The organism is Methylobacterium sp. Ger2507 (genome assembly GCF_055231875.1).
Window position 1 is genome coordinate 1236548 of record NZ_JBUYVC010000001.1, and the last position, 16037, is coordinate 1252584.

Annotated in this window: 9 protein-coding genes; 5 read left to right on the forward strand and 4 right to left on the reverse strand. The window is 63.1% G+C overall.

The genetic code is table 11. From position 1 onward, the window contains the following. Positions 1-518 precede the first annotated feature (518 nt). Positions 519-2465, forward strand: coding sequence for a methyl-accepting chemotaxis protein (locus tag ACV7NL_RS05755; RefSeq protein ID WP_463357064.1), 1947 nt, complete (start codon positions 519-521; stop codon positions 2463-2465). Positions 2466-2953: 488 nt separating this feature from the next. On the opposite strand, the gene ACV7NL_RS05760 is transcribed toward ACV7NL_RS05755, so the two are convergent. Both ACV7NL_RS05760 and ACV7NL_RS05765 read right to left on the reverse strand, forming a co-directional pair. Then, complete coding sequence (locus tag ACV7NL_RS05760; protein ID WP_056185601.1) at positions 2954-4231, reverse strand: cation:proton antiporter; 1278 nt, start codon at positions 4229-4231, stop codon at positions 2954-2956. A gap of 259 nt (positions 4232-4490) precedes the next feature. Further along, positions 4491-5015: a hypothetical protein gene (locus tag ACV7NL_RS05765; protein WP_244478423.1), complete on the reverse strand. Its 525-nt coding sequence runs from the start codon at positions 5013-5015 to the stop codon at positions 4491-4493. Between the two features lie 271 nt (positions 5016-5286). Here ACV7NL_RS05765 and ACV7NL_RS05770 point away from each other — a divergent pair, with 271 nt between their 5' ends. Continuing rightward, entirely contained in the window at positions 5287-7242 is a 1956-nt protein-coding gene (locus ACV7NL_RS05770; RefSeq protein WP_463355163.1) for an AI-2E family transporter, read from the forward strand. A 238-nt stretch (positions 7243-7480) separates the two neighbouring features. On the opposite strand, the gene ACV7NL_RS05775 is transcribed toward ACV7NL_RS05770, so the two are convergent. Together ACV7NL_RS05775 and ACV7NL_RS05780 are read right to left on the reverse strand one after the other, a co-directional pair. Continuing rightward, positions 7481-9034, reverse strand: coding sequence for an O-antigen ligase family protein (locus tag ACV7NL_RS05775; protein ID WP_463355164.1), 1554 nt, complete (start codon positions 9032-9034; stop codon positions 7481-7483). 221 nt (positions 9035-9255) lie between these two features. Further along, positions 9256-10686: a phosphohexomutase domain-containing protein gene (locus ACV7NL_RS05780; protein ID WP_463355165.1), complete on the reverse strand. Its 1431-nt coding sequence runs from the start codon at positions 10684-10686 to the stop codon at positions 9256-9258. Positions 10687-10974: 288 nt separating this feature from the next. Between ACV7NL_RS05780 and ACV7NL_RS05785 the strand changes: the two genes are divergently transcribed. The 3 genes from ACV7NL_RS05785 (at position 10975) to ACV7NL_RS05795 (ending at position 16010) form a co-directional block, all read left to right on the forward strand. After that, positions 10975-11160, forward strand: a complete 186-nt coding sequence (locus ACV7NL_RS05785; RefSeq protein WP_463355166.1) for a hypothetical protein — start codon at positions 10975-10977, stop codon at positions 11158-11160. Between the two features lie 183 nt (positions 11161-11343). After that, on the forward strand, positions 11344-12393 hold the full coding sequence (locus ACV7NL_RS05790; RefSeq protein WP_463355167.1) for a glycosyltransferase family 4 protein: 1050 nt from the start codon (positions 11344-11346) through the stop codon (positions 12391-12393). A 518-nt stretch (positions 12394-12911) separates the two neighbouring features. Beyond that, a complete protein-coding gene (locus tag ACV7NL_RS05795; protein WP_463355168.1) occupies positions 12912-16010 on the forward strand; it encodes a family 16 glycosylhydrolase in 3099 nt (1032 codons plus the stop codon). The last annotated feature ends 27 nt before the right edge of the window (positions 16011-16037 follow it).

Genomic DNA, 16037 nt, shown 5'->3' on the forward strand with positions numbered 1-16037 from the left:
GACCTGGCCTGCTGTCCCGGGCCGGTTCCTATGGGGTGATTGGGGTCACGCTGCGGGTCGGCTGAAGGCGGCTGCTCCGATCGAGATGTGAGATCGTGGTCGAGGTTGGATCGCCACAGCATCAGGATGGAACAGCCACGAGGTACTTTGCCGGGCTCGACGTCCCCCTAGAGGAAACGCGATCTGCCGAGTCGATGAGACGGGACGGCTCATGCAGGAGACGCGAGCCGCATCGACACAGGCCTGGAGCGGAAGCCGACGCCGATCTCGTCGGCCAGGGTGTGGCGCGCTCGAGACCCCCTTTCTCCTGCAAAGCAACAACATAGTTTAGCCTAACTTGGCGGGTACAAATCACAACGCCGTGAAACAGTCTGTGTTGATGATTGAATGTAAATCGGCACTCGCCTTTAAGATGTTTCGGTTTTGTTTAATCGAAGTCGATTAGGGAGAGCCCAGATGCGAAAGCGCATCGCAGGAGCGGCTCCGTGGCGTTTTTCGACTCTGACTTGCGCGCGCTGATGGCCGCTATCGACAGGTCCAGAGCCCGCATCGAGTTTACCCCTGATGGCACGGTGCTTACCGCCAATACGCTCTTCCTCGACCTGATGGGGTACACCCTCGGCGAGTTGACGGGACAGCACCACGCCCGGTTCGTGTCCCCCGCGGAACAGGGAAGCGAGGCCTATCGCGCCTTCTGGAACGCCTTGGGTCGTGGCGAGCCGCAGACGCGCGAGTTCAAGCGGTTCGCGAAAGACGGCCGCGCGGTGTGGATCCAGGCCACCTACAACCCGGTTCTCGACCGCGCCGGGCGCGTGACCCGGGTGGTCAAGCTCGCCACCGATGTGACCCCGCAGGTGCTGCGCAACATCGACCATGACGGGCAGCTCGAAGCCCTGCAACGCTCCCAGGCCGTCATCGAGTTTGCCCTCGACGGAACGATCCTCGATGCGAACGCCAACTTCCTGGCTGCTGTGGGCTACGGGCTCGACGAGGTCCAGGGACGCCATCACAGCCTGTTCGTGGATCCGACCGAGCGCGAGGGGGCGGCGTATCGTGCCTTCTGGGCGGATCTTGGCCGAGGCGAGTTCCGCTCAGGTGAGTTCAAGCGCATCGCCAAGGGTGGGCGCGAGATCTGGATCCAGGCCACTTACAATCCGATCCGCGACCGGGATGGCGTCCCGATCAAGGTGGTGAAGTTTGCCACCGACATCACGGCGCAGAAGCTGCAGGTCGCCGACGCGATGGGTCAGCTGGCGGCCGTCAACCGGTCGCAGGCGGTGATCGAGTTCGCGCCCGACGCGACGGTCCTCGACGCCAATGCCAACTTCCTGTCGGCGCTCGGTTACGGGATCGAGGAGATCCGGGGGCGGCCGCACGCGATGTTCGTCGAGCCCGGCTATGCGCAGACGGCCGACTACGCCGCGTTCTGGGACCGCCTGCGCGCCGGCCACTACGCCTCGGGCATGTTCCAGCGTTTCGGCAAGGGCGGCCGGCCCGTCTGGATCCAGGCGAGCTACAACCCGATCTTCGATCCCGCCGGCCGCCTGACCAAGATCGTGAAGTACGCTAGCGACGTCTCGGCCAACATGAAGGCGCGCTCCGTTGCGGTCGAGGCCGCCGAACGCACCCTCGACAACGTCCAGGCGGTCACGGATGCGGCGGACGCCATGAACGCTGCCGCTCTGGAAATTTCCCGCAGCATGGCTCAGTCCAAGACCGTGGTGGACGACATCCATGGCCGGGCCGGCGAGGCGGATGCCGCCACCGAGCGGCTGCGCGGCGCGGCGCGGTCGATGAGTGGCGTCGCCACGATGATCACGGACATCGCCCAGCAGATCAATCTCCTGGCCCTGAACGCGACGATCGAGGCGGCCCGCGCCGGAGAGGCCGGGCGCGGCTTCGCGGTCGTGGCGACCGAGGTGAAGAACCTGGCCGGTCAGGCGGCGGCCGCCACGAACCGGATCAGCGACGAGATCGCCGGTATGCAGGCGGTCTCCACCGAGGTCGCGACGACCCTGGCGACAATCACGGCGGCAATCGGCACGATCAGCCAGCATGTCGATGGCGTCACCGCCTCGATGGATGAGCAGGCGCAGGCCACGGGCAAGATCCTGGGCAGTATGCAGCAGGCCGCCGACGGGGTGTCGAGCATCAGCACGGGGCTGGACAACTGGACCATCGGGATGGAGGAGCGGCGCACCGAGCGAAGAACGCGCGTCCTCCTGCAGGCCGGGATCCGCCTGCCCGGTGGCGAACGCATTGCCTGCTCCATCCGCGACCTGTCGGAGGGCGGCGCGCGATTGCATCTCGGTCAGGCGGCGCAGGTGCCGGATCGGTTCGAGATCATCATCGATGCCGACGGACGCCAGTTCGACTGTGCCGTGCGGCATCGGTTGGGCATGAGTCTGAACGTGCAGTTCCTGTCGGCGAAGAACGGACGATCGGCGGGCGCAAGCGCTCGGTAGGGTAGGCTGCGCTCCTATGCCCTCGCTTTGAGGGGCGGGCTTCTCCAATCGGCCAGAGCCGGCCCCGATCGGTTGGCTGCAGATTGCCAGCCTCAGGAGCTTGGTACTCTCCGGTGACGGGTCTGTCGCCACGGGGCCAAGTCCTCGAGCGAAGCGGCGCCGGGCGATTGATCAAGAGCGCATCTGTTCCGTGGCCTGCGCTCTCGGTTGCCCCATGGCGCGGGAGCCTGGAATCGGCGCAGGCTTCGCGTCCGCCCGGCGGAGGGATCGGGACACAGGATGCCGGATCATGCCCGGCAGCCTGGAACGACAATCCGACCCTCGTCGGACCTCCTTGCTGGACGGCACTGGCGAAGCCGGATCGTGCATCGAGACGGCTCGGCGTCGTCCCTCTCCGTTCGATCTGCTGCATGGTTTCCCTTGGGTTCGGCCGCAAAGCGCCGAGCCAAGGTCAAGCAACTGCGTTCCAATCACCCGGCCCCACGGGATCAGCTTTGACACAGGCTCAGGTCGAGTTGGGCGCTTTCCGTGTCCCGCCCCATCCGTCGATCGAGGGCGCGCAACACCGGCGTGACCGTGACGCCGTGCAGGAGGATGGAGATCAGCACGGTCAGGCCGGCCGTCGCCCAGAGCAGATCCGCCTCCGGGAACGTTGCATGGCTCATGGCGAAGGCGAGATAATAGACCGTCCCAAGGCCACGAATGCCGAAGAAGCTGACCACGGCGCGGTCCTCCCGGGATCGCCCGCTTCCCAGAAGACCGATCCAGCACGCCAGGGGTCGAACGACCAGAAGCGCCAGCATGGCGAACACGAAGGCGTGCCACGTGAGAGCCTGGAGCAGGCCTCCGGCAGCGAGCATGGCTCCAAAGCCCACGAGCAGGACCATCATCAGCAGCCGTTCGAGCTCCTCGGCATAGTTGTGCATCTTGCGGTGGTAGTCATGCCCGTGGCTTGACGCGCGCAGCGCCAGGGCTGCTGCAAAGACGCCCACGAAGCCGTAGCCGTCGACAGCCTGGACGCAGCCATAGGCGATGCAGGTCACCCCCAGGGCGACGAAGCCATCCCCCGTTCGGGACAGCTTCGACAGGTTGGGCAGGTGGAAGGTCAGCCATCCCAGAATCCGTCCGATCAACGCGCCGAGGACGGCGCCGACGAGGATCTTCCAGAGCACGTCGACCGCCAACCAGTGCGACCAGGGCACATCCGCGAGGCTGCCGGAACCCGCCAACGCCATCGCGAGATTCACGAACGGGAAGGCGAGCCCGTCGTTCAGGCCGGCTTCAGAGGTGAGGGCGAAGCGCGGCTCGTCCTCGTGGTCCTCGGCCGGATGGCCAACCTGGACATCGGAGGCGAGCACCGGGTCGGTCGGTGCCAGTGACGAGGCGAGAAGCAGGGCTGCCGCGGCGCCCAACCCCAGCAGAGCCGATCCCAGAACGGTCAGTGCCAGGATGGTCAGTGGCATGCCGATGCCGAGCAGGCGCCACGTCAACGACCAGCGCTTCCAGCCGATGAAGCGGTCGATCTTCAGACCGGCGCCCATCAGCGAGATCACGACGACCGCCTCGGTGGCATGTTCGATGAGCTTGAGGTGCGTGCCCGGATGTGGCGTGACTGCGCCGATGGCAGGGACCAGCGACAAGGCCGCACCGATGCCGACGCAGCAGATGGGCAAGGACAACGGCAGTGCCCGAAGCACCATCGGCAACCATGCCGTCAGAAGCACCAGGACACCGAACCCGGCGACGAGGATAACATAGGTTTCCATCGGGAGGCGAACCGCTCTCGATGGAGTCTCGTTCCCGATCGTCGAACCTCTGCGACTCTGGCTCTGGTCCGCATGCTCGCACGTCACCGGCCGGGCGAGCCGGCGCGTGTCAGTGCCGGCGCGGCATGACCGCGTCGCCATTGCGCAGGATGCCGGGTCCCACCGCGTCGCGTGGCCGGAAAACACCGCCCCTCCTGTCCACACGGAGAAGGGCCGAGTCTCTATGCGGGTCGATGATCACGCTCAGTCAAGCATCGGCTCACACATCCGGGGTCGGAACGACATCGAGGGGGACGACATCGACGGGAGCGACCTGGACGGGAACGACAGCGCGCGAACGCGGGACCGGACGGATCTCCGAGGCTTTCAGGACGCGAAACAGCGCAAAGCCGGCAAGCGCCGCCGCCGCGAAGGTGACGCCTGGACGGCGGCGGACGACGGCATCCACCTCGTCGTAGATTTCACTGAACGTGCGCCGGTTGATGCCGTCGGCGAACTCCTCGATTCCCTCGGCGGCCGCATCGAAGAAGGCCTTGATGTTGGGCTGATCGGAAAAGCCGGACCCACCTGCCCGGATGGCATCCCCAACATCCGACACGACCCGAGACACATCAGCCTTCCGCTTCCCGGCGTAGCCGACCGCCTGCATCCGGATTTCGTCAGCGAAGCCACCGATCGTTTCAGGACTCGTCTCGGCTGACCCCAGCGGCTGGTCCTTGGCGGTCTCATGCATCGTAGCCCACTCCGCACGACAGGTTTCTGTCAAAATCACACGGGAAAGCAAAAGCCGATCCTTCGGGTTCCATGGGGGCCGATCCCGGTGCCTCCCAGATTCGATCTGGGTACCGCCAAGACTTGAACCGGCGTCTTACGCGACACAACGCACGCGCGTGCCGGGAAAAGGTGACCCCCGCAGAGTGGCGCGGGTTGTCGATACGGGCAGCTGATCAAACCCTCAGCGTGAGCGTTGCGATGCGGACGGGGGCTGAAAGCGATCCGATCGCGTTAAGGGGATGTGTCGTGAAGCCAGGCGCGACGGTCCGGGAGTCCTCTGCATGCACACCGACGATGCTGTTGCCGTCCGCCCGCCTGCGCAGGTTCCTCCACCTCTCGTGCCGGGCTTTCGTGGGCTGCTGACGCTCGCGGTCGGCGTGGTTCTCGTGGCGGCGCTGTATTTCGGGCGCGAGGTGTTTATCCCCCTCGTGCTGGCCGTCCTTCTCAGCTTCGTCCTGGGACCCGTGGTCAATCTCCTGAGGCGGATCAAGCTGGGACGCGTGCCCTCGGTGATCGTCGCCGTTCTCCTTGCCCTCGCGGTGATCGGCGGCATCGGCGCTCTCATCGGCACCCAGGTCGCTGGCTTGGCCGGGAACCTGCCGCAGTATCAGGCCACCGTGCACAAGAAGTTCGCTGGCCTGCAGCAGGGCTGGCTCGGGGAGGCCAATCGGGTCCTGCAGAAGTTCAACCATCAGGTTCACGACGCCACTCAGAAGGCCGACGCGGCCGGTACCGCTGCGGTGACCGGCCCGGCAGGCGATACGCCCAAGGCGCAACTGGTTCGGGTCCAGGAACCCGAGGTCTCGCCGCTGACCCTGGCTCGGAATGTCCTTGGTCCCATCGTCGAGCCGTTGACCACGATCGGCATTGTTCTTGTCGTGGTGGTGTTTCTGCTCCTGCAGCGTGAAGACCTCCGCAACCGTATGATCCGCTTGCTTGGGTCGAGCGACCTGCACCGGACGACCGTTGCCATGGACGACGCCGCAGGCCGGCTCGGCACCTACTTCCTCGCACAGCTCGGAATGAATGCGGCGTTTGGTTTCATTATCGGCGTGGGGCTCTGGCTCATCGGGGTGCCGAATCCGCTCCTGTGGGGGGTCTTCTCCGCCTTGATGCGCTTCGTGCCCTATATCGGCGCGTTCATCTCAGCCCTGCTCCCCCTTGCGCTCGCGGCAGCCGTCGATCCCGGTTGGGGCATGGTGATCGCCACCGCCGCCCTTTTCCTGGTTGCCGAGCCCTTGTTCGGCCATGTCATCGAACCGCTCCTTTACGGTCATTCCACCGGCCTCTCGCCCTTCGCAGTCGTCGTCTCGACCCTGTTCTGGGGGTTCTTGTGGGGACCCATCGGCCTGATCCTCGCGACGCCCTTCACGGTGTGCCTGGTCGTCCTCGGACGCCACGTCGAAAGTCTGGAATTCCTTGACGTGCTGCTCGGTGACCGGCCGCCGCTCACGCCCATCGAGAACTTCTACCAGCGGATGCTGGCGGGCGACCCGGACGAGGTGCGCGATCTCGCCGAGGCGATGCTCAAGGAGCGCTCGCTCTCCTCATACTACGACGAAGTGGCGTTGAAGGGCCTGCAACTCGCGGCCAACGACTTCGGTCGCGGGGTCGTCACGCCCGCACAGCTGGAAAACATCAGAGCATCCTCCCGCTCGCTGGTCGCGGATTTCGAGACCCATCCCGACATCGAGCCTGATGGCGAGGCCAAGGCGTTCAACCCGAAGGAGACTCCAAGCCTGGCCGAGCGCGCCCATCCCAAGAACGAGGCCGTACCGGGTCACGCGCCGCCTCCCGAGGCCTTGCCGGAAGCGTGGCGTGGCGAAGCACCTGTCCTCTGCGTCGCCGGTCGCGGTCCTCTCGATGAGGCGTCCTCGGCAATGCTGGCTCAGTTGCTGCGCAAGCACGGACTCGGCGCTCGAGTCGCCGACCACGACGCGGTTTCACGCGACCGTATCCGTGATCTCGATCTGAACGGCGTGGCGATGGTGTGCATCTCCTACCTCGACATCACCGGCAACCCGGCGCACCTGCGCTACCTGCTGGAACGCCTGAGGCGGCGTGCGCCGAACGTGCCTGTGCTGGTGGGCCTTTGGCCCGTCGGCGAGAAGATTCTCACCGACGCTGCCATTGGTCGACAGGTTGGGGCGGACGTCTACGTGTCCTCGCTGAGGGATGCCGTCGAGGCCTGTCTGAAGGCGGCACGCGGCGAGGCCGACCGTGAGCTTGCGGCCTGATCCGCATCAGGGCCTCGTTCCCAGCGTACCTGAGCCGTTGGCCCCGGGGTTGATGATGCACGCTTCACGGTGGCGTGGAGGCACGCGCTATGGCGCAGTTCGACATGGCCGCTTTATCATGCCAACGCCACAACGACGGAGCGCAGCCAACTCGTCGCAATGATGAAAAGCCCTGACGGTATTCAGAACCACGGCCGGGGCTGTGACGGACTTGGAGAGGCCATTATCGCTCCCCTGATCAGTATCCGCGCGAGACCTGCGTCGTGCCTTCGGGAACCTGTGTCGAGCCGACAAGGGCGCCGCCGACGCGGGATGACTGAACGTTGCCTTTGTGAGAGGAGCGAGAGCGTTCCTTTGCGTTAAAATCATACGCGTAGACACCGGCAATCGTGAACAGAAGGCTCATCGTACCAAATCCTCCAAAGAGCTGGATATCTTGGTATTGGCTGACGATCATGACTGTGGCGCAGGAGAAATAGAAAACACTCGTGATGTTCGCCGAGTAATAAACCCACCGGTAACACATCAAGAATGTCCACGACAGCATCGTCGCCACGATCAGGAGGCCGAACAGCCCCAGGTCAATCTGGGATTGATAGAACAGATTGTGGAAGTGGAAGCCCATACGACTTTGAACATGGTTTTCGAGCCATAGCATCTCGGCCAGAGGGTTACCTTGGACCCAAAATCCGTTGTAGCCCCATCCCAGCCAGAATTTGGTGGGAATGATTTTGCTGGCCCAATCCCAAAGCACCGTGCGGCCTGTCAACGTCGGAGATTTGCCGACGAGTTGAAGCAATTCACCGGAAAAATTCGAGAGAACAAAAAATCCGACGCCGCTGAATATCACGATGACAATCGAGATCTGCTCGATCGTCGATCGAAACATGCGTCGCGGGAGCAGGAAGGCCAGATAGATCGATGTCATCAAACCGAGGCCGATCGTCAGAATGACGATCATGGCGATCGATTTGGCGGAATAGCACACAACATAGGACAGCGGCAAAATCGCCAGGTAAAACAATCTGACCGGAACGAATCTCTTCGAATCCATCGCATGGTGGGCGCAGCACAGGCCGAACAACGCTCCGATCATGGACATCGAGTTTTTATTGTAGTAGATGCCAGACCAGTTTATTTCGTTGGTCATACTATCAAGAACACGACGATTGACGATAAAACCAAGTAAAATTGCCAAGATCAGGCTAAGAAACATGATATGAACGAATTGTTTGGCGGGGACCAAACGACATAACATGACCCCAAACGCGATCATCAGCACGGCCTGCAAGGCCGTTCGCGCCGTCGATTCCGGGACTGCCGACCATAACGTCGACAACAGAGCGTAGGCAGGAAGCAGAAGTAGGATGGCCTTCTGGCTCTCGAACTCCCGCAAAAATGCGGTTGGATACGCGGCGACGATGACGATCATCACGATGAAGAGGAGATACAAGAAGGCGGAGCCGATTACCTCGTTGTAAATCATTCCATTGAGACAGAGCGCAGCAAACAACCAGCTGAAAACGGACGTTTTCTGCGCCGTGTTCCTATAGGATTGCGCGTGCGTTGGCTGTGTCACTCCGGTTCCCTCTTTGGCAGCAACGCTCATCGACATCAGACCCGCAAATTCCCAGGAGCGCCGAGGCTCGTAGCGTTGGGCACCCCTGCCTGTATCCAGGCTGCCCTTCGACTGCACAATTCGTAAGATTTCAGACCGTCGGCGACAATGCTCGCGGCGGATCACGTTGTTGCTTCTAGCACATCGGTCGATGAGGCTGATACCCTGCGCCACGTCCGAATCGCGCGGGCGGACGCGGCGTGAAGCCTGATTTCGAAAGACTCATCAGCACCTTGCCGCGCTCGACCGCGCTACCGAGAGCGCGGCACCGGGAGCGCGATACGGGGACCCGCAGGAAGGCTGTGGGACCACGCTCTGCCTGCTTCAGTGGAAGCCCCGCCCATGGGCGAGGCTTCGTGTCTCGCCTCCGGCTGGAAGGGGCGGCGCTGGATCCCTCACGGACGCGCGGCGGCCGATGATGTCATGGCATCCGCTGCTGCGGACAGTCCCCACCGCACCAGGTCTTCAGCTTCGACCGCGGTGTTGGCCTCCGCGTAGCACCGCAGTTCCGGTGCATTCCCGGAGGCGCGGAAATGGAGGGTCCGCCCGCCATCGAGTTCCATGCGGACGCCGTCCTGGGTATCGACCGCGCGTGCGGCTCCGATGGGTTGCAGGAAGCGGCTTCGGAAGGTCTCCTGGCCGAGTTGCTGCAGGAAGGCGCTGCTGTGTTCAGCCGGCGTTTCCGGCAACCGATCGCTCGCGGTTTCCCCGGCATTCAAGGAGGCCACGAGCCCGGCCAGCGTCAGGCCGCTCGCGCGCGTGGCCGCCAGGGTCGCCAGGATCGGCAGCATCGCGTCACGTGTCGGTAGGGCGGCCAAGGTCCGGCCGTTCACCTGGGCGTCCGACCCGAGCAGGAACCCACCATTCGCCTCGAAGCCGACAACGAGCGCCGAACCGTCCTCCTTGGCCTGCGCCATGCCGGCGATGACGAAAGGCGAGCCGACCCGTGTGCGGACCACACGGCTGAACCCACCCGCACGCTCCATGGCCGAACCGGCCGTGACCGGAACCACAACCGTGTCGGCGTTCAGGTAGCGGGCTGTGATCAACCCGAGGACGTCCCCACGAACGATCCGGCCGGCTTCGTCGGCCACCAACGGTCGATCGGCATCGCCGTCGGTCGTGACGAGGGCGTCGTAGGTGCCGGAGGACATGGCATCGCGGACGAAGGCAATATCCTCCGGCCGATGGGCTTCGGTGTCGATCGGCACGAACGTCTCCGAGCGGCCGATGGCTGTCACCTGCGCTCCCAAGGATTCGAGCGCGTCGACCAGCACATCACGGGCGACGGAGCTCTGTTGGTAGACGGCGATCCGCTGTCCCGCGAGGGCGTCCTGCGCGAACACATCGCGATAGCGCCGGAGGTAGCGGTCTCGGGCACTCGATTCCGGTGTGGCGGGAACGATCCCCATCGAACCCACTGCCGAGACGTCCCCGAGAGCATCCAGGATCGCGACTTCGTCGGCCTTCGTGATCTCACCGTCGGGGCGATAGAATTTCAGCCCATTGCGGTCCTGAGGGATGTGGCTGCCGGTCACCATCACCGCGCAGCTCCCGCGGCGCAACCCTTCCAGCGCGAGAGCCGGCGTCGGAAGCGGACCGCAATCAATCGCCGTAAACCCTGCCTCGGCGGCAGCGGCGGCGACGGTCGCGGCGATCCCTTCGCTGCTGTCGCGCAGGTCGCGTCCGATGACAACGGTGCGGTTGGCCCCAGCCGTAGTCGCAACAGAACGAAAGAAGGCGCGGGCGAAGGCGTAACTCGGCCACCCGACGAGGTCGGTGACGAGACCGCGTAAGCCGCTCGTCCCAAATTTCAGACTGCTCATGATGTTTTTACCCGCAATCGGCGCGCCGGCGCTTTCGGTAAGAGTGCGAACGCCAGCTTCTATGGAAAGCCGGGCGCCTCCTCAAACGGTGCCATCCGAAACGCGTTCATTTTACGTCGCCGGACCGACTGCATCTGTCGTTCGACACGCAAGCCTCGGACGGATCGCGCCCCAATCGTTTTCGAACCCGGTTCTCGTTCGACGGCATCATTCCGCACGCCTGCCATCCAACGGGCCGGGACGTCTGGCAGGTTCCGCCCCGGAGGATCGCCGACGGACTGCCGTGGAGTGAAGCTCGATATCCGCCGCAGCGCGAGGCCGTCCGGCGCCGCAATCGGGCAACGGATCGTCATTTTCGCTTGTCTGGCATCAGAGTGCCGAGACCGCGCTGCGCGCCGGCATCAGATTTTCAAAGAAGCCGAAGCGCTGCCTGAGATACTCAGATTTGGCAGGAACTATATTTTCCATCTGTGAGCGAAATCGCAAATAAGTGAAGCTTTGGACGGGCAATTCCGCCATCTGAGTTCATTTCTCAGAAGCGCGAAAACTTGCAGCTGCTTTTGCCGTTGTGTTGCAGTCCTTTGCGACATATGGGTGATGCTTCTCGCGGCTCGCGGCCAACCGCCTGCGTGCCATCCCGCAAATCAAGGTTTTTTCATGCGCAGTGCAGTCTTGCTTGGTAAAGGTCGCTACGCTGATGAAATTCGCGGCTTTGAAGCAGAGGGCGGCCCTCGCACAGAATTTATTACCGTTGCGCGCAGGATCGACGCGAAGGTTTTTTCGTTTGCCACAGCCCGGTCGGAACGGAGTGCTTTGTTCGGGCGGCTGTTTGGCCGAAAGCCAGTCATCGGATCGGTCGTGAACTTCGTCCTGCAGGCTGGTTCAATCGATCGGTGCTATGTGACGGGCGAGGATATCGGGATCGTTGCAGCCATATTGTTGCGGTTGAGAGGGTGGCAGGGAAGACTGTATTGTGTTTTCCATGCAATGACGCCAAAGAAAGCAAAAATACTTAGGCTTATCGGTCACAAAATGTTTGGTGTCTTCATTGTGGTGAGCGAGAAGCAGCGACGTCTTCTCATCGAGGAAGGCAAAGTACCGCCCGAGAAGGTCCTCACGGTTCACAACTGGGTGGATGATCGGTTTTTTCATCCGCGCGAAATCGCGCGCGCGACCTCGCCAGGGGCAAAGGTCGTGATGGCATGCGGTGCAGAAAATCGTGACTATCCAACCCTGGTTCAGGCGATGAAAACTATCGATGCCGATCTCAAACTCTTCGCCCATGGATTTTATGGGACGCATCAGGGCACCGTCGATCCATCAGCACAGGATCGGATCAAGCTGATGCCGCGGGTGTCCTTCTCGGATCTGCTTAAAAGCTACCAGGATGCTGACGTGATCGCGGTTCCGCTCAACGAAGTTGATTACGCCGCGGGCGTCACCGGCCTCGTCGAAGCCATGGCGTGCGGGAAAGTCGTCGTGGTCAGCGCAACGGCGGGTCTGGACGGCTATCTCGATGGTATCGATCCGACGCTGCTCGTGAAGCCGCACCGGCCGACGGACCTCGCGCAGGCTGTCTCGAAAGCCTTGGCCATCGCCCACGACCCGGCGCGCCAAGATGGCTCTCGCAATCGTGATTGGGTCGTGAAGCACTGCGGTCTCGATAACTATGTACAAAAGGTCGCGAACTTGATGGCGGTGACTTAGATGGGTTGCCTCAGCGCTGGGTAAAATCACCTTTGTTTGGAAACGGTCGCGGTTCTGCCGTGGCTCGACTTTCTTCGTGTCCGGGTCTGGCTGCGTCAGGGCACTGGTCTTCGGGCGGCAGGGACGCTTGGAGAAAGCCTGGGGAGGATCCCCATAGGGGGTTCGTTCGATCTCTGACCAACGGGAACGCCGAGGCGTCGGGCTCATCCCTCCGCAAGACCGACTGACCCGGTTGCGCCACGTTGACACAGTTCGAGACGAAAATGCTCCCGAGCCCAGCTCGGGCCAAGCATTTGAAGAATCGCTGCAATTGATGAGGGCAGTAGCCCAGGCATTGAGTAGCTCTCGCAGCGACGCCGCCACAATTTAGCCGCACCCAGCAACAAGCCGCCAAATTTACTACTTAGGCCTAGGAATTGCGAAACTATTCGTGAGCCCACGACGTTATGGTGGAAACTGAGGGGAAGCCCTGTTAACGACAGGCTAACCGCACTTCCCAGCCTCTGAGGAACACCGCATTGGCAACCCTTGATTATGCCGGCAACCCGATGCCGGAGAGCGGCCCACGGACAACGGCGGCCACCTTTGGCTCGGTCAAGGGTACGACCTATATGGGGACTGCCGGCAACAATGCGTTCCGCAGCACAGCCAGCGATGTCACGTTCGTCGGCGGGGCAGGCGATGACGCCTACATTATCGCCGCTGCGAACACGAAGATCGTCGAGAATGCCGGTGAGGGCACCGACACCGTCACGGTTTATGGCGGGCGCTACACGCTGGGCGATAACCTCGAGAACCTGAACTTTCAGGGTGTGGGGACCGGTTTCGGCAATGCGACCGCTAACCTCATCGTCGGCAACGCGGACGCCCAGACCTTCGACGGAGGCCTCGGCAACGACGTGATGACGGGCGGTGGCGGCGCCGACGGCTTCGTGCTGACCAAGGGCACCGGGCATGACGTGGTCACCGATTTCGTGTCCGGGATCGACCACATCCAGCTCAACAACTATCCGCAGTTCGCCAGCTTCGCGTCTCTTCAGGCCGCCATGACCCAGGTGGGCGCGGACGTCGTGCTCAACCTCGGAGAGGGCGACAGCCTGACCCTGCGCAACATGACGGTTAGCGGCCTCAAGAGCGCCGATTTCTGGCTGCCCGTCGGCTCGACCAACCTGACCTTCGCCGACGAGTTCGACAGCTTCACCAGCAGCCCCAATGCGGTCTATGGGACCGATGGATGGCGCACGACCTTCTCCGACGGCAGCCGGACCATTTATTGGAATGGCGAGCGTCAGTACTATGGCGATGCGACGGCCGGACAGAACCCGTTCTCGGTCGAGGACGGCGCGCTGAAGATCACCGTCTCGAACGGTGCCACCAACGATCGTGGCTTGCCCTACAATTCCGGGCTGATCACCTCCGAGGCGTCATTCTCTCAGCTCTACGGCTACTTCGAGATTCGGGCGCAGATCCCGTCTGGGGCCGGTTTCTGGCCGGCATTCTGGCTCCTGCCTGCCGATGGCTCATCGGGCACCGAGCTGGATGTACTCGAAGCGCTTGGGTCGGACCCGGCGACCTACTACGCCACCTTCCATACCGACGCGAGCGGCAAGTCGATCGGCAACACCCAAGCGGTCTATACGACCATGGATCTGTCAAAGGGCTTTCACAGCTACGGCGTCGATTGGGGGCCGAGCGAGATCAGTTGGTACCTCGACGGCAACAAGGTGGCGAGCGCGCCGACTCCGGCCGATATGCATGTGGCGATGTACATGCTCGCCAACCTGGCCGTCGGCGGATGGGGTGGAAACACCAACGCCGCGACGACCTTTCCGTCAACGTATGCGATCGATTACATCCACGTCTACGAGAACCAGTACACGGTCACGGAGAACGCTGACCCGATCGGAGCGCCGATCGTGTCCGGCACGGCGGCACAGGGTCAGACGGTCCAGGCCCTCCGGGGTACGCTCACCGATGCAGACGGGGTTCCGACTACGCTGCGCTATCAGTGGCAGCGCGACGACGGAAACGGCAACTGGGTGACCATCGACCAGGCTCAGGGCCGTGAGTACGTCCTGACCCAGGCCGATGTCGGACATGATCTCAAGGTCATGATCCGTTACGCCGACGGGCACGGCATCGTCGAGCATGTCGTCAGCAGCAACACCATCGCGGGGGTTGCGAACGTCAATGACCTGCCCACCGGGCAGTTGGCCCTCGCCGGCATGCCGACACAGGGTGAAACCTTGACGGCTTCGCTCGGCACTCTGGCCGATCTGGATGGGTTGGGAACTCTGGCGTTCCAATGGCAGCGCGACGATGGCGCCGGCGGCTGGACCAGCATCGCTGGAGCAACCGCGGACCGCTACGTGCTCGGCCAAGCAGATGTCGGCCATAGCCTCCAGGCCGTGGCAAGCTACTTTGACGGCTTCGGGGCCTCCGAGGAGGTGTTCAGCTTCCAGACCACTCCGGTCGCCAACATCAACGACCTGCCCACCGGCTCACTCGCACTCTCCGGCACCGCGCGGCAAGGTCAGGTACTGACAGCAGCGCCCGGGACCCTGGCGGATGCGGATGGGCTCGGCGTGTTGAACTACCAGTGGCTGCGCGACGATGGGAAGGGCGGCTGGCAGACCATCACGAGTGCGACGAAGTCGACCTATACCCTAGGTGCGGCCGATGTCGGTCACGCTGTGCAAGCCATGGTGAGCTACACCGATGGCATGGGGACGGCGGAGTCGGTTCGCACCACAGCCTCGGGAATCATCGACTCAGATGGGAGCGTGACGCCGCCACAGCCGACGGCGCCGAGCGGCACCGCCGGGAAGGTTTTCGATGTCGGTACCGGCTCGACGGCCCTGACTCTGCACATCAGTCAGGACTCGATCCAGGGCAACGCGCTTTACGCGGTCTATGTCGACGGCAAGCAGGTCGGCACCACGCTCACCGGTTCGGCCCTGCATGGGCAAGCCTTCGACACGGTGAACGTTCATGCGGACCTCAGCGCCGGCAAGCACGCGATCGCCGTTCGCTACTTGAGCGACAGCTGGGGCAGTGCGGGAGACCACAACCTCTATGTCGAGAGCGCCGTGGACGCATTTGGCAATGCGCTGACCGTCACCGGCTCCGCTCTTCTCGATGTTGGGAACGTCGCGCGTGCGACACTGACCACGGGCTCGAGCACCGGTACCGTATCGCCACCCCCGCCGCCGCCACCACCCCCGCCGCCACCCGCCACCGAAGGGGTCAGCAAGACCTACGATATCGGAACCGGTAACACCGCTCTCAAGCTCTACGTCAGCCAGGATGCCGTGGTCGGCAACGCACTCTACGCCGTCTATCTCGACGGAAAACAGGTTGGCTCGACGCTGACCGGGTCAGCGCTTCATGGTCAGGGCTCGGACGTCGTGAACTTGCATGCCGATCTGAGTGCCGGGAACCATAACCTCGTGGTTCGCTACCTGAGCGACAGCTGGGGCAGCACGGGCGATCACAACCTCTACCTCGACGCTGTGGTTGACGCCGGCGGACGTGCGTTGGCCGTTACGAACAGTGCGATGCTGGATACCGGCGCGACGGCCCGGGCGATGCTGCACCTGGACTACGATTTCCACTGACGAACAGTGCGTGTCTCCGCGTTTCAT